This is a genomic window from Microbispora sp. H10830 (assembly GCF_014161375.1).
Lineage (GTDB): Bacteria > Actinomycetota > Actinomycetes > Streptosporangiales > Streptosporangiaceae > Microbispora > Microbispora catharanthi.
On sequence record NZ_JABBWX010000006.1, the window covers coordinates 87,908 to 107,634 of the forward strand.

11 protein-coding genes are annotated in these 19,727 nt (G+C 67.1%); 2 read left to right on the forward strand and 9 right to left on the reverse strand.

What is annotated here, in order from left to right:
- Positions 1-428: 428 nt before the first annotated feature.
- From HHX35_RS43480 to HHX35_RS17240, 7 genes are all read right to left on the reverse strand, one after another.
- Entirely contained in the window at positions 429-2,009 is a 1,581-nt protein-coding gene (locus HHX35_RS43480; protein ID WP_259405144.1) for a serine protease, read from the reverse strand.
- Between the two features lie 202 nt (positions 2,010-2,211).
- Positions 2,212-3,783: a serine protease gene (locus HHX35_RS43485; RefSeq protein ID WP_259405145.1), complete on the reverse strand. Its 1,572-nt coding sequence runs from the start codon at positions 3,781-3,783 to the stop codon at positions 2,212-2,214.
- A gap of 1,070 nt (positions 3,784-4,853) precedes the next feature.
- Positions 4,854-6,368: a serine protease gene (locus HHX35_RS17220; RefSeq protein WP_182899824.1), complete on the reverse strand. Its 1,515-nt coding sequence runs from the start codon at positions 6,366-6,368 to the stop codon at positions 4,854-4,856.
- Positions 6,369-6,940: 572 nt separating this feature from the next.
- Positions 6,941-8,437, reverse strand: a complete 1,497-nt coding sequence (locus HHX35_RS17225; RefSeq protein WP_182899825.1) for a serine protease — start codon at positions 8,435-8,437, stop codon at positions 6,941-6,943.
- A gap of 398 nt (positions 8,438-8,835) precedes the next feature.
- Positions 8,836-10,341, reverse strand: a complete 1,506-nt coding sequence (locus HHX35_RS43490; protein ID WP_259405146.1) for a serine protease — start codon at positions 10,339-10,341, stop codon at positions 8,836-8,838.
- 1,037 nt (positions 10,342-11,378) lie between these two features.
- The gene (locus tag HHX35_RS17235; RefSeq protein ID WP_182899826.1) at positions 11,379-13,169 is read right to left on the reverse strand and encodes a serine protease; all 1,791 of its coding nucleotides are present in this window, start codon (positions 13,167-13,169) and stop codon (positions 11,379-11,381) included.
- Between the two features lie 501 nt (positions 13,170-13,670).
- The gene (locus HHX35_RS17240; RefSeq protein WP_139577263.1) at positions 13,671-14,195 is read right to left on the reverse strand and encodes a MarR family winged helix-turn-helix transcriptional regulator; all 525 of its coding nucleotides are present in this window, start codon (positions 14,193-14,195) and stop codon (positions 13,671-13,673) included.
- An 83-nt stretch (positions 14,196-14,278) separates the two neighbouring features.
- Here HHX35_RS17240 and HHX35_RS17245 point away from each other — a divergent pair, with 83 nt between their 5' ends.
- Positions 14,279-15,037 carry a trans-aconitate 2-methyltransferase gene (locus HHX35_RS17245; protein ID WP_182899827.1) on the forward strand — a complete coding sequence of 253 codons (759 nt, stop codon included), beginning with the start codon at positions 14,279-14,281 and terminating at the stop codon, positions 15,035-15,037.
- 57 nt (positions 15,038-15,094) lie between these two features.
- Positions 15,095-16,552, forward strand: coding sequence for a CYTH and CHAD domain-containing protein (locus tag HHX35_RS17250; RefSeq protein ID WP_182899828.1), 1,458 nt, complete (start codon positions 15,095-15,097; stop codon positions 16,550-16,552).
- Between the two features lie 78 nt (positions 16,553-16,630).
- On the opposite strand, the gene HHX35_RS17255 is transcribed toward HHX35_RS17250, so the two are convergent.
- Positions 16,631-17,554 (reverse strand): NUDIX hydrolase, encoded by a 924-nt coding sequence (locus HHX35_RS17255; RefSeq protein WP_259405147.1) that lies wholly within the window; start codon positions 17,552-17,554, stop codon positions 16,631-16,633.
- Positions 17,555-17,577: 23 nt separating this feature from the next.
- A complete protein-coding gene (locus HHX35_RS17260; RefSeq protein ID WP_139577265.1) occupies positions 17,578-19,674 on the reverse strand; it encodes an RNA degradosome polyphosphate kinase in 2,097 nt (698 codons plus the stop codon).
- Between the last annotated feature and the right edge of the window lie 53 nt (positions 19,675-19,727).

A 19,727-nucleotide genomic window follows, 5' to 3' on the forward strand; every position in this document is an offset into this window, starting at 1 on the left:
GTCGGGGGCACAAAGTTCGCCCACACGTCAGTAAAGGGACGGTAAGCAAGCTATCGGAGGAGTCAGGCGGAAAGTAGCGCTGAAAACCGCTCCGTCGGCGCACCAGAGATGATCGAGGTCGGATCCGAACCTGAAAGGTTCCTGTGTTTCCGCTGATGAGATGCTGATTTCGAGAGATAGCGATCACGTTGCGTGACTGATCGTCGAAGGCGATAATGTGATGTAAATCACATTTGTCGGATGGAACCGCGAGGCGATGTGATCACGTCTGATTCACCCGCGCGCGCGTAGGCCCGGGGCCCCGGCGGCGATCCCGACGGGGCGCAGAGAGGGGAGAGCGCGCGGGGCGGCCCGGAGGGCGCCGGAGAGCCGGGAAACGGAAGAAGGGCCCGGCAGACTGCCGGGCCCTTCGCGCGGGGGTCGAACGCTTAGACGATCTTGCCGGACGCGGCGGTCGCGGCGACCTTGTAGACGCCCAGGGTCTCGCCGTCGAAGTACGGCGAGATGCTGGTGTCGTACCGGTCGTTGCCGTCGGTGTCCGAGACGCCGATGGTCACGCCGTTGAGGTAGCCGAACCGCTTCTTGTTGTCGTACCTGTACAGCCAGCCGGAGCCGAGCGCGCCCTCACCGGTGAAGGAGGACTTGATGCCCTGGAGCGCCTCGCCCTTGATGGACGGCGCCACGGCGGGGAAGGTCTTGCCGTAGCTGTACTTGAGGGTCTTGCCGGTGAAGGCGTAGTTGCCGTCCGGGTGCGACCCGCTCGGGTAGCCGAACACGTAGGTCGGCTGGCCGACCTTCTGGTTGTACGCGAGGCCCTGGCCGGGGACGTTGTCGCCGAGGGGGCCGACGTCCTTCAGCGTGATGTCCACGATCTTGCCGACCAGCTTGTAGTCCAGGTCGTACTTGGCCCAGAAGTTGACCTTGTAGTAGCCGTGGTCGTAGATGAAGTAGACGCTCTTCCCGTCCTCGGAGACGCGGAACACGAGGTCGCCGAGCTTCTCCTCGTCCTTGGCCGAGTCGTACTCGGTGAGCGAGACGCGGGTGACCTTGATCCCGGTGCCGGGTGCGGTCTTGAAGTCGGTCGTCTCCCCGCGGCCCTTGTTCAGGATGTCCACCGCGTCCTTGGTCGCGGGGGCCTTGTTCTCCGCCGTCAGAGCCGCCGCCTGGAGGTTCTGCCAGTGCGCCCAGGTGCAGACGTCGATCCACGTCGCCTGGTATTCCTTGTTCTTCTTGTCCCTGACGACGGTCTCGGGCTTGGACACGAACGGCACGATCTTGCCGGCCCAGCCCGTCTCCTTGATCTCGACGTCCTTCTGCGCCTTCTCGGCCTCGGCCAGGGTCTTGAAGACCCGCTTGTCGACCCAGTTCTTGACGCTGTCGGTCTTCACGTCGGTGACCTGGACGCCGTTGTAGACGGCCACGAACGCGTAGTCGAAGTCGCCGTCCCCGTAGACCTCGTAGTCGAAGTGGGTGAAGGCCGTCTTGCCGACGTAGATGCCCCACGGGGTCTTGCCCTGGTAGTAACCGGGGACGAAGACCCACTTGCTCATCGTGTCCCTCTCCTTCACTGTGCTGAAGACACAGTGACCGGCGGTGGCCACGAGGTTCTTGTGCCCGCTCTGAATGGCGGTGGCGGTGCACCAGTGCGGCTTGTTGTCGGCGCCGACGAAGAAGACCTTGCCGGAGGACCGGGGCAGGTTGACGTTCTTCGAGGTGCCGGTGGGCTTCTGGTCGCCGCTGGACCCGACGACGCCCGGCTTGACGGAGGTGGGCTCCTTCGGCAGGTGGGCGACGACCTTGGACGAGACCTTGGTCTCGACGTTGTACGGCGTGGCGTTGATCAGGTTGGCCATCTTCTGGCCGTACCAGAACGCGGCCACCTGCTTGGCGGCGAAGTTGGTATCGGCCAGGGGCTTGGCCGGAACCTTCTCCGCCTGGGCGGGGGAGGCGACGACGGCGGAAGCCAGCAGGCCGGCCGCCACGCCGCCAAGAGCGAGGGTGCGCTTCACTTTTTCTCCCAGGTCTGGCGTGGGGCGTGACTATTGCCCCATGCGTCAGTAAAGGATGGGAATAAAGTTATCGGAGGAGATCATTGGGGCGTAAGGGCTGTTACTGGAGCGATGCGTGACAGCCACCCGCGATATAGGAAAAGGGCCCGGCTTGAGGCCGGGCCCTTCCCTTTACGATCCAGTCAGAGCGTCGGAGTCAGTCTCAGACGATCTTGCCGGAAGCGAACTTCGCGGCGTACTGGTAGACGGCCAGGGTCTCACCGTCGAAGTACGGGGAGACGCTGGTGTCGATGCGCTTGTTGCCGTCGGTGTCGGAGACCGCGATGGTCACACCGTTCAGGTAACCGAGACGCTTGGTGTTGCTGTAGCGGTACAGCCAGGACGAGCCGATCGAGCCCTCACCGGTGAAGGAGGACTTGATCCCGACGAGCTCCTCGGCCTTCATCGCCGGAGCGGCGGCCTTGAAGGTCTTGCCGTAGGCCCACTTGAGGGTCTTGCCGGTGAAGGCGTAGTTGCCGTCCGGGTGCGACCCGCTCGGGTAACCGAAGACGAAGATCCCGGTGCCGATCTTCTGGTTGTAGGCCAGGCCCTGCCCACCGACGTTGCTGCCGAGGGTGCCGACGTCCTTGAGGGCGATGTCCACGATGTGGCCACGCAGCTTGTAGTCGATGTCGTAGTTCACCCAGAGGGTGACCTTGTACCAGCCGTTGTTGTAGGCGAAGTAGAAGGTCTTCCAGTCCTCCGAGACGCCGACCTTGTCGTCGTGCCACTTGGCGCTGTTGAACTCGTCGTGGCTGATACGAGTGACGGTGACGCCGGTGCCGGGGGACACCTTGAAGTCCGTCGTGCCACCGCGAGTCTGGTCGAGCTTGGCCGCCAGCGCCTCGACGTCCTGCTGGGAGGGGTTGTTGAGGGTCCGGTACTGCTCGCCCCAGCCCTGCGCCCAAGCGAACGCGAAGAGGTTGACGTACTCCCTCTTCGACTCGTCGTGCCGGTTGCGAACCACGGTGCCGTAGTCCACGACGGGGACGATGTCGCCGGCCCAGCCGGTGGTCTTGAGCTCGAGGTCATTGCGGGCCTTCTCCGCGTCGGCGCGGGTCTCGAAGGTCCGGTTTCCGGAGACCCAGTTCTTGACCTTGTCCACGGAGGCGCCGGTCACGGTAACGCCGTTGTAGACGGTGACGAACGCGTAGTCGCGGTCGCCGTCCTCGTACACGTCGTAGTCGTAGTGCGTGTACGCGGTCTTACCGACGTAGATGCCCCACGGGGTCTTTCCCTGGTAGTAACCCGGGATGAAGACCCACTTGTCGAGGGTCTCCTTGTTGGTCGCCGTGTCGTAGACGCAGTGACCGGCGGTCGCGACCAGGTTCTTGTAGCCGCTCTGCACCGAGGTGGCCGAGCACCAGTGAGGCTTGCCGTCGCCGCCGATGAAGAACACCTTGCCGGTGGTCTTCGGCAGGTTGACGTTCTTCAGGGTCGCCGTGGAGGGCTTCTGGTCGCCGCTGGAGCCCACGACGCCGGCCTTGCTGTCGGCCGAAGCGCCACCCGTGGAGACGTGCTTGGTGGGCAGCGTCGTCTCGACGTTGTACGGCGTCGCGTTGATCAGGTTGGCCTTGTTCTGGCCGTACCAGAACGCCGCCACCTGCTTGGCGGCGAAGTTCGTGTTCGCGAGGTTGATGGCCGGGATCTCGTCGGCGGCGTGAGCCGGCGCGGCGACGACGGCAGAGGCCAGCAGGCCCGCCGCGATCCCGCCGAGAGCGAGGGTGCGCTTCATGGATTTCTCCCAGGTCTGTCGTGGGACGCCACTTGCGCCCCATGCGTCAGTGAAGGATCGAGGAGAAAGCTATAGGAGGAAGAAGGGGTACGTAAGACGATTCGTGCGGTCTATTCGCAAGGCACTAATGACGCGTCGATGCTCGATCTGTCCTGGTTGACAGTGTTTTCGCTGATCACCATACGCATTCTCCGATCCTCCTCACTTCGAGTCATGGAACGGTTTAGGACGACATGTGACGCAAATCACATTCGCTGGATGAAACCGATGGGCGGCCGAGCCTCGTCAAAGCCGATCTGGCTACCGGGGTGCGTGCCGGAGGAGACGCTCCGTGCCGTTGTGGAGGACGCTGAGAGCGCACCCGGAGGGCATGCGGGAATGACACCGCGTCCGTGCCGATCCTCCTGAGAAGCGGCGCTGGAGCAGGCGGCGACTGCCCCTCAAGCGGTGGTCGGCCGGCGCCGTGGCGTGTGTCTGAGAATCATCCGGCGGCCGTCGGCGAAGATCTCGCCGACGAGGCCCAGGACCAAGGTGTCGCGCGTCCTGCTGGGGAGGCGATCCCTGTCACCGTCGCCGTCGCGGATACGCCGTAGCGGGCCTGAGCCGGATTCGCGCGACGGTTCTGGGCGGAGTCTGCGCCGGCTCGGCACTCGAGATGCCGGCGCCGGAGACGGAAGGCTCGTGCGTCGGCGTGGCGGGCATGGAGCGTGCTGTCGACGTGGACGGCAGAGATGTCTCCCGTTCGTCTGATGCACGCAGTGAGATGTCGCGACCCTGGTGGTGGGACGAGCGCGACCTGGCGGCACCCGCCGTCGTTTCGCCGTCGGATGGGACGGCGAGCCGACGTGCCTGCGACGCCTGAGCCGAATGGCCCCTTCGCTACAAGGCGGCGGAGCCTCGGCTCTCCGCTGTTTCGCGGGCGCGGCGGGTTCTTTATGACGTTCATGCGGCCGCACCGGTCGCCGCGCCCATTTGGCATTCAGCGAAAGCGGGCGAGGAATAGGAAAAGGGCCCGGCTGGAGGCCGGGCCCTTCCCTTTACGGTCCAGTCAGAGCGTCAGAGAGCTAGTCTCAGACGATCTTGCCGGAAGCGAACTTCGCGGCGTACTGGTAGACGGCCAGGGTCTCACCGTCGAAGTACGGGGAGACGCTGGTGTCGATGCGCTTGTTGCCGTCGGTGTCGGAGACCGCGATGGTCACACCGTTCAGGTAGCCAAGACGCTTGGTGTTGCTGTAGCGGTACAGCCACGAGGAACCGATCGAGCCCTCACCGGTGAAGGAGGACTTGATGCCCACCAGCTCCTCGGCCTTCATCGCCGGAGCGGCGGCCTTGAAGGTCTTGCCGTAGGCCCACTTGAGGGTCTTGCCGGTGAAGGCGTAGTTGCCGTCCGGGTGCGACCCGCTCGGGTAACCGAAGACGAAGACCCCGGTGCCGATCTTCTGGTTGTAGGCCAGGCCCTGACCACCGACGTTGCTGCCGAGGGTGCCGACGTCCTTCAGCGCGATGTCCACGAGGTGGCCACGCAGCTTGAACTTCACCGCGGCCTTGACCCAGCAGGTGGCCTTGTACCAGCCGTGGTCCTTGGTGAAGTAGACGACACCGTTGACGATGTCGAACGCCTTGTCGGGGTTCCCCACCGCCGCGACGTACTCGTCCTTGGAGATGCGGGTGGCCTCGAAGCCGTGGTGCCAGCTCGTCTTGTACGACGACGACTCGCCGCGGACCAGCGACTCGATCGCCTTGAAGTCGCACACGTCGCCGCACCAGCGGTTCCACGCGATCGCGATCTTCTGGGACTCCTGGCCGTACTTGGCGACCTCCCAGTTCTCCGGCACGAAGGGGACGATCTCGCCGGACCAGCCAGTGGTCTTGAGCTCGAGGTCCTTCTTGGCCTTCTCGGCGTCGGCGCGGGTGTCGAAGACGCGGTCCTTGACCCAGTTCTTGACCTTGTCCACGGCCACGTCGGTGACCTGGACGCCGTTGTACACGGTGACGAACGCGTAGTCGCGGTCGCCGTCCTCGTACACGTCGTAGTCGTAGTGGGTGTAGGCGGTCTTACCGACGTAGATGCCCCACGGGGTCTTGCCCTGGTAGTAACCGGGGACGAAGACCCACTTGTCGAGGGTCTCGCGGTTGCTCACCGTGTCGTAGACACAGTGACCGGCGGTCGCCACCAGGTTCTTGTAGCCGCTCTGCACCGAGGTGGCCGAGCACCAGTGAGGCTTGCCGTCGCCGCCGATGAAGAACACCTTGCCGGTGGTCTTCGGCAGGTTGACGTTCTTCAGAGTCGCCGTGGAGGGCTTCTGGTCGCCGCTGGACCCGACAACGCCGGGCTTGCTGTCGGCCGAAGCGCCACCGGTCGAGACGTGCTTGGTGGGCAGCGTGGTCTCGACGTTGTACGGCGTCGCGTTGATCAGGTTTGCCCGGGCCTCGCCGAACCAGAACGCCGCCACCTGCTTGGCGGCGAAGTTCGTGTTCGCGAGGTTGATGGCCGGGATCTCGTCGGCGGCGTGAGCCGGCGCGGCGATGGCGGCGGAGGCCAGCAGGCCCGCCGCGATCCCGCCGAGGGCGAGAGTGCGCTTCATGGATTTCTCCCTGGTCTGTCGTGGGACGTCACTTGCGCCCCATGCGTCAGTGAAGGAACGAGGAGAAAGGTATAGGAGGAATAAGGGTGGTGTAAGTGGTCTCGCGGGGTTCGTCCTCCAGCCGCCAACCCCGCGCGACGGGCGCGTCGGGTGGCTCGCGCGACGTTTTGGCTGATCATCTATGGACCGGTCCGACCGTCCTTACCATGCGTAATGGAACGGTTCAGGAGCGATGTGACGCAAATCACAGTTTGCGGTGAAACCAGGAAAGGTCCTAATGCCGTCAAAACGGTCACATCGCCAAGGGGTCGCTGGAGCCGCTCGAGCCGCCCCCCTGGGCGAGCGCGCCGCACTTCCGAACCGCATGCCGCTTCTGCACCGCGGATGCCGCCCGCGGACCGGATCAGCTAGGCCCTCGGCGTTCTGACCATCGAGATCGATCTGGTCACCGACCCGCCGTTTGATCAGCCAGCCGGCCTTGACGGCCATGTGACCTCCGGGCATACGGAAAAGGGCCCGGCGGGAGGCCGGGCCCTTTCCTGTGGTCCAGTCAGACTGTCAGAGAGCTAGTCTCAGACGATCTTGCCGGAAGCGAACTTCGCGGCGTACTGGTAGACGGCCAGGGTCTCACCGTCGAAGTACGGGGAGACGCTGGTGTCGATGCGGTCGTTGCCGTCGGTGTCGGAGACCGCGATGGTCACACCGTTCAGGTAACCGAGACGCTTGGTGCTGCTGTAGCGGTACAGCCAGGACGAGCCGATCGAGCCCTCACCGGTGAAGGAGGACTTGATCCCGACGAGCTCCTCGGCCTTCATGGACGGCGCGGCCGCCTTGAAGGTCTTGCCGTAGCTCCACTTGAGGGTCTTGCCGGTGAAGGCGTAGTTGCCGTCCGGGTGCGACCCGCTCGGGTAACCGAAGACGAAGATCCCGGTGCCGATCTTCTGGTTGTAGGCCAGGCCCTGACCACCGACGTTGGCGCCCAGGGTGCCGACGTCCTTCAGCGCGATGTCCACGATGTGGCCACGCAGCTTGTAGTCGACGTCGAACAGGACCCAGAACTGGGCCTTGTAGTAGCCGTTGTCCTTCGTGTAGTAGAAGGACTTGCCGTCCGACGAGAAGCCGCCGTCGCCGTACTCCTGCTTGCTGACACGGGTGATGGTGAAGCCGGCCCGCCTGCCCAGCTTGACGTCGGTGCTCTCGCCGCGGACGAGCGCCTCGGTGTTCTCCTTCGCCCAGCCGGTCAGCCTGCAGAAGTCGTCCCAGCTGACGTAGCCCTTGACCGACTCCTCGCCCTTCTGGGCCAGGTGCCAGCGGTCGGGAACGGCCACGATGTCGCCGGCCCAGCCGGTGCTCTTGAGCTCGAGGTCCTTGCGGGCCTTCTCCGCCTCGGCCTTGGTCTCGAACGTGCGGTTGTCCACCCAGTTCTTGACCTTGTCGACGGACACGCTGGTGGGCAGGACGCCGTTGTAGACGGTGACGAACGCGTAGTCGCGGTCGCCGTCCTCGTAGACGTCGTAGTCGTAGTGGGTGTAGGCGGTCTTACCCACGTAGATGCCCCACGGGGTCTTGCCCTGGTAGTAACCCGGGATGAAGACCCACTTGTCCAGCGTGGCCTTGTTGGTCGCCGTGTCGTAGACACAGTGACCGGCGGTCGCGACCAGGTTCTTGTACTGGCTCTGCACGGCGGTCGCCGAGCACCAGTGCGGCTTGTTGTCGCCGCCGATGAAGAACACCTTGCCGGTGGTCTTCGGCAGGTTGACGTTCTTCAGGGTCGCAGTGGAGGCCTTCTGGTCGCCGCTGGAGCCCACGACGCCGGCCTTGCTGTCGGCCGAGGCACCGCCCGTGGAGACGTGCTTGGTCGGGATCGTGGTCTCGACGTTGTACGGCGTCGCGTTGATCAGGTTGGCCTTGTTCTGGCCGTACCAGAACGCCGCCACCTGCTTGGCGGCGAAGTTCGTGTTGGCCAGGTTGACGGCCGGGATCTCGTCGGCGGCGTGAGCCGGCGCGGCGACGACGGCAGAGGCCAGCAGGCCCGCCGCGATCCCGCCGAGAGCGAGGGTGCGCTTCATGGGTTTCTCCCAGGTCTGTCGTGGGACGCCGCTTGCGCCCCATTCGTCAGTGAAGGATCGAGGAGAAAGCTATAGGAGAGTTTTCTGAGGCGTAAGCGATCGGCGGCTTGCGCTCGCAGCCGCCTCCGCTGCGCCGATCCCTCGTCCGGCGACGTTTTGGCTGATCACCAAGGGTGAGTTCCGGTCTTCCCTATACGGGCCATGAGTGCTGTATGTGACGCAAATCACACTTCTGAGTGAAACCGGATGAGGCTCGCTTCCGTCAAAGCGGGCCTCTCGGGCCTCTCGGCGGGCTGACAGTCGCCCCCAGGAGGAGGCGATTTCCGGACATACGAAAAGGGCCCGGCTGGAGGCCGGGCCCTTTCCTGTGGTCCAGTCAGACTGTCAGAGAGCTAGTCTCAGACGATCTTGCCGGAAGCGAACTTCGCGGCGTACTGGTAGACGGCCAGGGTCTCACCGTCGAAGTACGGGGAGACGCTGGTGTCGATGCGCTTGTTGCCGTCGGTGTCGGAGACCGCGATGGTCACACCGTTCAGGTAACCGAGACGCTTGGTGCTGCTGTAGCGGTACAGCCAGGACGAGCCGATCGAGCCCTCACCGGTGAAGGAGGACTTGATGCCCACCAGCTCCTCGGCCTTCATCGCCGGAGCGGCGGCCTTGAAGGTCTTGCCGTAGGCCCACTTGAGGGTCTTGCCGGTGAAGGCGTAGTTGCCGTCCGGGTGCGACCCGCTCGGGTAACCGAAGACGAAGATCCCGGTGCCGATCTTCTGGTTGTAGGCCAGGCCCTGACCACCGACGTTGGCGCCCAGGGTGCCGACGTCCTTCAGGGCGATGTCGACGAGGTGACCCTTGAGCTTGTAGTCGACGTCGAAGTTGCCCCAGTAGGTCGCCTTGTACCAGCCGTTGTCCTTGGCGAAGTAGAAGGCCTTGCCATCGGGGGTCCAGCCACCGTTGCCGAACTCCTGCTGGGAAACCCGGGTGACCTCGGTGCCCCACGTCCTGTCGTCGTAGGTGGAGGTGCCGTGGTCCTTGGCCTGGTTCTCCAGGGTGGTCCGGTTCGCCGGGACAGCGCCGCCGAGCTGGTCGCGCGTGGCGGGCGCCTTCGCCGAGTCCGGCGTGTGGAGGCGGACCCGCTTGGTGTAGTCCACCACGGGCACGATCTTGCCGGAGAAGCCGGTGCTCTTGAGCTCCAGCTCCTTCTGGGCCTTCTCCGCGTCGGCCAGGGTCTCGTAGGTCCGGTCGCCCGAGACCCAGTTCTTGACCTTGTCGACGGCCACGTCGGTGACCTGGACGCCGTTGTAGACGGTCACGAACGCGTAGTCGCGGTCGCCGTCCTCGTAGACGTCGTAGTCGTAGTGGGTGTAGGCGGTCTTACCGACGTAGATGCCCCACGGGGTCTTGCCCTGGTAGTAGCCGGGGATGAACACCCAGTTGCCGAGGGTGTCCTTGTTGCTCACCGTGTCGTAGACGCAGTGACCGGCGGTCGCGACCAGGTTCTTCCACTGGCTCTGCACGGCGGTGGCCGAGCACCAGTGCGGCTTGTTGTCGCCGCCGATGAAGAACACCTTGCCGGTGGTCTTCGGCAGGTTGACGTTCTTCAGGGTCGCCGTGGAGGCCTTCTGGTCGCCGCTGGAGCCGACGACGCCGGCCTTGCTGTCGGCCGAAGCACCACCGGTCGAGACGTGACGCGTGGGGATGGTCGTCTCGACGTTGTACGGCGTGGCGTTGATCAGGTTCGCCTTGTTCTGGCCGTACCAGAACGCCGCGACCTGCTTGGCCGCGTAGTTCGTGTTGGCCAGGTTCACGGGCGGGGCGACGTCGGTGTCGGCGTGGGCCGGCGCGGCGACGGCGGCAGCGGCCAGCAGACCCGCTGCGATCCCGCCGAGAGCGAGAGTGCGCTTCATGGATTTCTCCCTGGTCTGTCGTGGGACGTCACTTGCGCCCCATCCGTCAGTAAGAGACGAGGAGAAAGGTATAGGAGAGTTAAGGGTGGTGTAAGGGCATTCGTGGCTTCTGTTCGCTCGATGCCGACCCCGCGTCAACCCGTCGTTCAAGCCTTCCGGCGCGTTTCCGCTGATCATTTACGGGGTACCGCAAACTTCTTGACCGACCGGAACAGCTTCAAATGTGACGCAGATCACAGGTTACGGTGAAACCGTGGGGGCCCCGTTCCCGTCAAAAATCGGCTTCTCCGGGCGCTGGGCGGCTGCCGGGTCGGCTCGCTCCCCGCATGCCCGGGAACGTCCACTTCTTCCGTCTTCGGGGCTTGGATGAAGGGTGGAGGCGGGCATCCCGCCCCCCGGAGAGGCGGCGCGGACTACGCATGGCTACCGCGTTCGCGGTCCCGCCGTCACGCATGACCCTCGTCTCCGCCGCTGCGGCCGGCGTGGATGTGGCGCACGCTGTCGGCGGGCGACGGCATTTGGAACGATCCGTTCAAGCAATGGCGGGAATTGAATCGGTCCAATCAGGGGGCTTGGATCTCATTCTCCGCCCGGCATTTGTCGGCACCTTGTCAAGGCGGACAGGGAGGAGCGGGACCCTTCTCGGTCATCCTGAGGAATGACGCGAGCGCTTGCACTGGGAAGATCACTCACGTGCGCTTCAGCTCGGACCGAGCGGTTGCGCGATGCGGAAGGGCCTCGACTCACCAGTGCCACGCCGCGGGCAGGCGGGCAGGGGCGGCGTCCGGCCTTCCTACGCCGGCGCCGCAGCGGCGGGACCGGGCATAGGGGGCTCTCACACGCGGCATCCGGCTATCGCCGGTCGAGTGGGGTCGCTCCCGCGCCCTCCATGGGGCTGAGGCGCAGGGGCCGACGACGCCTGCGTCCGTACGGCGGGGGCGATGTTCCTCGCCCAACGCGGCGTTCCGGAAGAAACGAAAGGGCCCGGATGGACAAGCCATCCGGGCCCTTCCTGGAGCCGTCAGGAGTCAGAAGACTCAGACGATGCGGCCGGAAGCGAACTTCGCGGCGTACTGGTAGACGGCCAGCGTCTCACCGTCGAAGTACGGGGAGAGGCTGGTGTCGATGCGGTCGTTGCCGTCCACGTCGGCGAGACCGATGGTCACACCGTTGAGGTAGCCGAGCCGCTTGGCGTTGCTGTAGCGGTAGAGCCACGGCGAACCGATCGAGCCCTCACCGGTGAAGGAGGACTTGACGCCCACGAGCTCCTCGCCCTTGATGGCCGCGGCGCTCGCCTTGAAGGTCTTGCCGTAGGCCCACTTCATGGTCTTGCCGGTGAACTGGTAGTTGCCGTCCGGCTCCGACCCGCTCGGGTAGCCGAACATGAAGATGTTCGTCCCGATCTTCTGGTTGTAGGCCAGGCCCTGACCGCCCACGTTGTCGCCGAGACGACCCACGTCCTTCAGGGCGATCTTCAGAGTGCCGTGCGGCCTGTGGTCGTGACGGCCGTACATCGCCCAGAACGTCCGGGCGTAGTACTTGTACTTCGTCCGGTGGTCGTTGTCGTCGCAGTGGTCCCTGCCGCCGCCCCGACGGTCGTCGTCGTTCGAGAAACCGCGGGGGCCACGGTCGTCGTCGCACCAGTCGGGCTTGCCGGTCGGCTTGCCCGTGGGGGTGGCGCTCGGCGACGGGGACGGGGAGGCCGACGGGCTCGGGCTGGGGGAGGCCGACGGGCTGGCCGACGGCGACGGGGACGGGCTGTGCTTGGGGCCGCCGGGGCCACCGTCGCCGGGGCCGCCCTTGAAGAGGACCACGTCGTCCGCGGCGGGCCTGCCGTGGTCGTGACCCGGGCCACCGTGGCCGTGGTCGTCGTTGTCCCAGACCTTCTTGCGGAAGTACAGGGTCTTGCCGTCACCGCTGACGTACGAGTCGAAGCGGCTGTTGTACTGCCGCTCGCTGATCTCGCGGGTCTGGACACCCGTGCCCCTGGCCCAGGGGCCGTTGCCGGTGAGGTCCCTGCCCCTGTTCAGGGCCTGGAACTCGCGCACGGACAGGCGCTCGGTGCGGTGGTCGTCACGACCGTGGTGGTCGTCACGCCCGTAGCGGTCGTCGCGCCCGTGGTGGTCGTCGCGGCCGTAGCGGTCGTCGCGGCCGTGGTCGTAGCGCCCATGGTGGTCGTCACGGCCGTACCTGTCGTAGCTGACGCCGGTGACCTGGACGCCGTTGTACACGGTGACGAACGCGTAGTCGCGGTCGCCGTCCTCGTACACGTCGTAGTCGTAGTGGGTGTACGCGGTCTTACCCACGTAGATGCCCCACGGGGTCTTGCCCTGGTAGTAACCCGGGATGAAGACCCACTTGTCCAGCGTGGCCCGGTTGCTGTCGGTGTCGTAGACACAGTGACCGGCGGTCGCGACCAGGTTCTTGTAGCCGTTCTGCACCGAGGTGGCCGAGCACCAGTGCGGCCTGTGGTCGGCGCCGATGAAGAACACCTTGCCCACGGTGCGGGGGAGGTTGACGTTCTTCAGGTTGCCGGTGGCGGCCTTCTGGTCGCCGCTCGACCCGACGACGCCGGGCTTGCTGCTGGCGGACGTCCCACCGGTCGAGACGTGCTTCGCGGGGAGCTTGGTCTCGACGTTGTACGGAGTGGCGTTGATCAGGTTGGCCCGGGCCTCGCCGAACCAGAACGCCGCCACCTGCTGAGCCGCGAAGTTGGTGTTCGCGAGGTTGATGGCGGGGATTTGGTCGGCGGCGTGGGCCGGTGAGGCGACGATGGCGGAGGCCAGGAGGCCAGCCGACACACCGCCGAGGGCGAGAGTGCGCTTCAAGGTGGATCTCCCTGGTCTGTCGTGAGGCGCCACTTGCGCCCCATGCGTCAGTGAAGGAACTAGGGAAGTTATAACGAAGAAACCCTCTGAAAACAGATATTTCAGAATTTCCTCTTCGTGCCCACAGGGTCTCCACACTCCGCCGACGGCGGTGCCGGTGCGCATCGTCCGCCTCGTCTCCGCTGATCAAGCAGCATCCGCGCGTCTCCGGCTTTGGGTACGCATGGACCGATCCAAGAATAAGTGTGACGAAAATCACATCTAAATGAGCATATCCATGCCGGTTGTGAATGAGTCAGTGGCGGGTTGACGCGGCGTCCAATGGGCCGTCGAAAGCGTCAAAAGCGACAAATGGCAGAGATGGGCAGGTCTTGGCCCTGATGAGGGCGTTTGTCAGCCTCAGATCCCGCCAGGGTCCGGCCGGTTTCCGCCGCCATGGCGACGGCCATTCGAGTCTTGACTGCCCTGGCGGCCGAACCGGGGCGCAGGAAGTCTGCCGGATCAGTGGGTGGCCGCGTCGGAGGTGTCGAAGGGAACCAGAAGTGTGCGCAGCAGGGCGGCGAGGGCCTGCTGCTCGTGCTGTTCGAGACCTGCGAGCAGTTCGCGTTCGCGTCGCAGCAGGTCGGCGAAGGCGGCGTCCACGCGGTGCATCCCGGCGGGGGTCAGTCGCACCAGCACACCGCGCCGGTCCTCCGGGTCGGGGCGTCGGGTGACCAGCCCGGCGGCGGCCAGCCTGTCGATGCGGTTCGTCATCGTGCCCGAGGTCACCAGAGTGGCGCGCAGCAGCGCCCCCGGGCTCAGCTCGTACGGCTCGCCCGCGCGGCGCAGGGCCGTCAGCACGTCGAACTCCCACGACTCCATGTCGTGCGACGCGAAGGCCGCGCGGCGCTCGCGCTCCAGGTGCCGGCTCAACCGGGAGACTCGGCTCAGCACCTCGAGAGGCGTCACGTCCAGGTCCGGGCGCTCCTGCTTCCAGGCCGCGACCAGCCGGTCCACCTCGTCCTCGACGGGCCTAGAGAAGGTCATGGGCCGAGTCTAGCTTCTCTTGACATCGAGATATCTCGCGCGATATCGATTTATCTCGACGTCAAGATAATGGAGGAGGCCGCATGGGCGCGGACATCTGGGATCCGGAGGTCTACGAGCGGTACGCGGCCGAGCGTGGCCGTCCCTTCCACGAGCTCGTGGCCCGGGTGGGCGCCAGGTCGCCCGAGTATGTCGTCGATCTCGGCTGCGGCACAGGAGAACTCACGGCGACCCTGTGTGATCGCTGGCCCGGTGCCCGGGTGCACGGCGTCGACTCCTCGCCCGCGATGATCGCCAAGACGCCGCCCGGGCCGACGTTCGAAGTGGCCGACGTCCGCGACTGGCGCCCGCCGCGCCCGGTCGACGTGATCGTCTCGAACGCGCTCCTGCAGTGGATTCCGGAGCACCCCGACCTGCTGCGCCGGTGGAGGAGCCACCTGACCGAGGGCGGCTGGCTCGCCTTCCAGGTGCCCGGCAACTTCAACGCGCCGAGTCACGCCGTCGTGCGCGAGCTGTGCCGTACGGCCTGGCGGGAGGAGCTGGGCGACGTGCCGCGGGGCGTGCCGGTCGGGGATCCCGCCGACTACGTGGACCTGCTCGCCGGTCTGGGCTTCACCGTGGACGCGTGGGAGACGACCTATGTGCATGTCCTGCCCGGCGAGGACCCGGTGCTCGGCTGGATCAAGGGCACGGCCCTGCGGCCCATGCTCGACCGGCTGCCGCCCGAGCGCCACGCCGACTTCCTCGCCGACTGCGCCCGGGCCCTGCGGGCCGCCTACCCGCCCAGGCCGTACGGCACGCCGTTCCCGTTCCGGCGGATCTTCGTGGTCGCGCATCTGTGAGGTTTGTTCACCTTCGCGTGGCAGTATGACCGCCAACCGGGACATCCAGGGGGAACGGTGGCACTGGAGATCGAGGACAAGTTCGACGTTCCGGAAGGCTTCGCCCTGCCTGACCTCGGCGGCGTGCCGGGATGTGAGGGGGTGTCCGAGCCGCTCTCCCACCGGCTGACCGCGGTCTACTTCGACACCCCCGACCTGCGGCTGGCGGCCCGGGGCGTCACCCTGCGCCGGCGGCGCGGCGGAGACGACGAGGGCTGGCACCTCAAGCTGCCCAAGGCCAAGGGCGCCCGTCAGGAGATCACCCGGCCGCTCACCCGCAGCGCAAAGGTGGTGCCCGCCGAGCTGGCGAGCCTCGTCCTCGCGTACACGCGGGGCGCCCCGCTCGCGCCGGTGGCCCAGCTGGAGACCCTCCGGGGGATCATCCGGCTGCTCGGTCCGGCCGGCACGGTGCTCGTGGAGATCGCCGACGACCGCGTGAAGGGCACGGTGCTCGGTGACGAGCCGGTGGTGCGGCGCTGGCGCGAGGTCGAGGCCGAGCTCAAGGAGGGCGAGCGCGACCTCCTCAAGAAGGTGGCCAAGCGGCTGCGCAAGGCGGGCGCCGCTTCCGCGGACAGCGCGAGCAAACTCGCGCGCGTCCTGGGAGACCGCATACCCGCGCCGCCGCCGAGGACCCGGCCCGAGCCCGGTTCGGCAGGAGAGGTCGTCGTCGCCTACCTCCGCGCTCACGCCGACGCGCTGATCGCGCATGACCCGCACGTACGGCTGGGCGAGGAAGACGCCGTCCACAAGGCCAGGGTCGCCTGCCGCCGCCTGCGCAGCGCGCTCAAGGCGTTCAAGCGGATCGTCGCCGGCACCGATGACCTCCAGGAGGAGCTCAAGTGGCTCGGCGAGGTGCTGGGCGAGGCCCGTGACCTGGAGGTCATCCGGGCCCGCTTCGCCACCCGTCTCGACGGTCTCGATCCCCGCTTCGTCACCGCCGACGCGCGCCGCAGGCTGGGCGACGACCTGCTGGCCAGGGAGCACGACGCGTACGAGCGCATCCGGCGCGCGCTCAGCGAGGACCGTTACTTCGCGCTGCTCGACGCCCTCGACGCGCTGGCCGCCGATCCGCCGCTGACGGCCACGGCGGCCAAGAACGCGGACAAGGCCCTGCCGAAGATCGTGGACAGGAACTGGCGGCGGGTGACCGACGCCTACGAAGCGGCGCGGCGCATGGAGGAGGGCGAGGAACGGGAGACGGCAATGCACGACGTGCGCAAGGCCGCCAAGCGCGCCCGATACACGGCCGAGGCCGCCGGCATGTCCGGCGCGGCCGAGCGCGCCAAGCAGGTGCAGGAGGTGCTCGGACGGCACCAGGACGGCGTCGTCACCCAGGGCGTGCTGCTTGAGGAGGCCGGAAGGGCGCGGCAGGCCGGGGAGGACACCTTCACCTACGGTGTGCTGGCGGGCATCGAGAGCGCCGAGGCGGCCCGGGCGCAGGAGGAGTTCCCCGCAGTCTGGTCCCGCCTCGCCTGACACCCCGCCTGACCGCGCTGCCGGTCTCAGGTCGCGTACCGCGCTGCTCGTCTCAGGTCGCGTACCGCGCTGCCGGTCTCAGGTCGCGTACCGCTCCAGGCTCACGACGTGGTCGCCCGCGCCGGCGGTGCCGTGGCCCGGATCGGCGGCGCGGTCTCTGCCGGCGGCGCGGTGGAGCACGGCGAAGCCGCCCTTGGCGAGGGTGTGGTCGGCGGTCCGCACCCCGCGCAGCGCCTCGCCGGCCATGCCCAGCAGCTCGGGCAGGACCTTGCCGTGGCTGCACAGCACCGCGGGCACGGGCGCGGCCAGCAGACCGCGCACGGTTCGTTCCGCTTCGCGCGGGTCGTAGCCGCTCTCCGACAGCGCCGTCTGTTCGCGCATCTCCAGCCCGTGCCGCTCGGCGTACGGCTTGAGCGTCTGCATGCAGCGCCTGCTGTGCGAGCTGACCAGGACGGCCGGGCGATAGGCCCCCAGCACCGTGGCCAGGACCTCGGCCTGGGCGCGGCCGCGCTCGTCCAGCGGGCGCCGGTCGTCGTCGCCCTTCCACTCCTGCCGGGAGCCCGCCAGCGCGTGCCGCAGCAGGATCAGCGGCGTGGTGACGAGGGGAGCGGCGCCGACGGCGCGCAGCAGGCTGCGGTCCCAGGCGTAGGTGAGGCGCCGCCGTGCCTCCTCGATCGGCAGCCACGCCACCTCGTCGACCTCGTCGCCATCGGCCGCGACCTGGTCGTCGAGAGCGCGGGCGAGCCAGTAGTCCACCCGCTTGAGCCGGCCGTCGTGCAGGTAGTGCACGGGCGGGAGCGCGCGGCCGAGCACGACCCGCAGGCCGATCTCCTCCCGCACCTCGCGCAGGGCCCCCGCGATCACGTGCTCGCCGTGCTTGAGCTTCCCCTTGGGCAGGCTCCAGTCGTCGTACGCCGGGCGGTGCACGAGGGCGACCTCCGGGTCGTCCTCGTTCCCCCGCCAGACGACCGCCCCGGCCGCCCTGATCATGCCCGTGGCCATACCCCTGACCATGCCCTCGGCCGTCACTCCGTCACGTCGTCCACGGTTCGCCAGCGCCTCCCGGCGATCAGGTGGTGCTGCAGATCGACCTCGCCCCGGTGACGCAGCCACTTGCCGTCGGAGTGCAGCGTCCAGGCGGTGGTGGTGTCCAGGAATGCCAAATCGAGCAGATCGGACAGATACCTGCGCTGCTGCGGGCTGGTGACCTTGACCAGCGCCTCGACCCGCCGGTCCAGGTTGCGGCGCATCAGGTCGGCGCTGCCGATCCAGATCTCCGGCCGCCGCCCTCCGCCGAACTCGTACACCCGGGAGTGTTCGAGGAAACGGCCGAGCACGCTGCGTACGCGGATGTTCTCCGACAGGCCGGGCACGCCCGGGCGGAGCGTGCAGATGCCGCGCACCCACAGGTCCACCGGCACTCCCGCCTGCGAGGCGCGATACAGCGCGTCGATGATCGGCTCGTCCACCATCGAGTTGGTCTTGATCCGGATCCGGGCCGCGCGGCCCGCCCCCCGGTGGGCGATCTCCTGCTCGATCCGGGCGAGCAGGCCCCGGCGCAGCGAGTCGGGCGCGACCAGCAGCCGGCGATACTCGGACTGGTGGGAGTAGCCGGTCAGGTGGATGAACAGGTCGGTGACGTCCTCGCCCACCTGCGGGTCGGCGGTGAGCAGGCCGAAGTCCTCGTACTGCCGGGCCGTCTTCGGGTTGTAGTTGCCGGTGCCGATGTGGCAGTAGCGCCGCAACTCGCCGCCCGCCTCCTGGCGGACCACCATCGACAGCTTGCAGTGCGTCTTGAGACCGAGCACGCCGTAGACCACATGGCACCCCGCCGTCTCCAGCTTGCGCGCCCAGGAGATGTTCGCGTGCTCGTCGAACCTCGCCTTGATCTCCACCACGACCACGACCTGCTTGCCCGCCTCGGCCGCGTCGATCAGCGCGTCCACGATCGGCGAGTCGCCGCTGGTGCGGTAGAGCGTCTGCTTGATCGCCAGTACGTCCGGGTCGGCCGCCGCCTCCTCCACGAACCGCTGCACGCTCGTCGCGAACGAGTCGTACGGGTGGTGGATGAGGATGTCGCGCTCGCGCAGGACGGCGAACAGGTCGTCCTCGGCGCTGATCGCCTCCGCCGGGACGAACGGCCGATAGTGCAGCTCCGGGCGGTCGAGATCGGCGATGGCGTGCAGCCCGGTCAAGTCGAGCGGCCCGGGCAGGCGGTAGATCTCGTTGTCGGACACGCCAAGCTCGTCCACGAGCAGTTCCAGCACCTGGGGGGTGATGGTGTCCTCGACCTCCAGCCGCACCGGCGGCCCGAACCGGCGGCGCAGCAGCTCGCGTTCCAGCGCCTTCATGAGGTTCTCCGTGACGTCCTCGTCGACCTCGAGGTCCTCGTTCCTGGTCACCCGGAAGACGTGGTGCTGCACGACCTGCATGCCCTTGAACAGCTCGCCCAGATGGGCCGCGATCACGTCCTCCAGCGGGACGAACCGGTTCGGCGAGGCCGTCACGAACCGCGGGAGCTGCGAGGGGACCTTCACCCGCGCGAACACCGTGTGGCCGTCCTCCGGGTTCCGCACGGTCACGGCCAGATTCAGCGAAAGACCCGAGATGTACGGGAACGGGTGGGCGGGATCGACGGCCAGCGGTGTCAGGACCGGCCGGATCCGCTCACGGAAGAGCTTGCGCAGCGCCGTCCGCTCGTCCCTGGCGAGGTCGTCCCAGCGGACGATCGCGATGCCCTCCTCCGCGAGCTCCGGGCAGATGCGGTCGTGGAAGACCGCGGCGTGCCTGCGCGCGAGCTCGTCGGCGACCGTCGCGATCCGCGACAGCGCCTCGCTCGGCTTCAGCCCGCCCGTCGTCCGCAGCAGCAGGCCGGTCGCCATCCGCCGTTTGAGCCCGGCCACCCGTACGCGGAAGAACTCGTCCAGGTTGCTCGCGAAGATGGCGAGGAACCTCACGCGTTCGAGCAGCGGCACCGAGGAGTCCTCCGCCAGCTCCAGGACGCGCTCGTTGAACTGGAGCCAGCTCTCCTCCCGGTTGAGGAATCGCTCGTTGGGCAGCGGGGCGCGCGCGGGGAGGTCGGCCTCTTCCGGCTCATGTGCGGGGGAGCTTTGGGCGGACATATAACGAAATATGCCCTAAGTCGTTGAACGGAACGTTAACTTCACCGCAACGA

Excerpts from the sequence above, each read along its gene's own strand:
- HHX35_RS43485 (WP_259405145.1), bottom strand. The coding sequence starts at position 3,783 with ATGAAGCGCACCCTCGCTCTCGGCGGGATCGCGGCGGGCCTGCTGGCC.
- HHX35_RS17220 (WP_182899824.1), bottom strand. The coding sequence starts at position 6,368 with ATGAAGCGCACTCTCGCCCTCGGCGGGATCGCGGCGGGCCTGCTGGCC.
- HHX35_RS17225 (WP_182899825.1), bottom strand. The coding sequence starts at position 8,437 with ATGAAGCGCACCCTCGCTCTCGGCGGGATCGCGGCGGGCCTGCTGGCC.
- HHX35_RS43490 (WP_259405146.1), bottom strand. The coding sequence starts at position 10,341 with ATGAAGCGCACTCTCGCTCTCGGCGGGATCGCAGCGGGTCTGCTGGCC.
- HHX35_RS17240 (WP_139577263.1), bottom strand. The coding sequence starts at position 14,195 with ATGACCTTCTCTAGGCCCGTCGAGGACGAGGTGGACCGGCTGGTCGCG.
- HHX35_RS17245 (WP_182899827.1), top strand. The coding sequence starts at position 14,279 with ATGGGCGCGGACATCTGGGATCCGGAGGTCTACGAGCGGTACGCGGCC.
- HHX35_RS17255 (WP_259405147.1), bottom strand. The coding sequence starts at position 17,554 with ATGGCCACGGGCATGATCAGGGCGGCCGGGGCGGTCGTCTGGCGGGGG.
- HHX35_RS17260 (WP_139577265.1), bottom strand. The coding sequence starts at position 19,674 with ATGTCCGCCCAAAGCTCCCCCGCACATGAGCCGGAAGAGGCCGACCTC.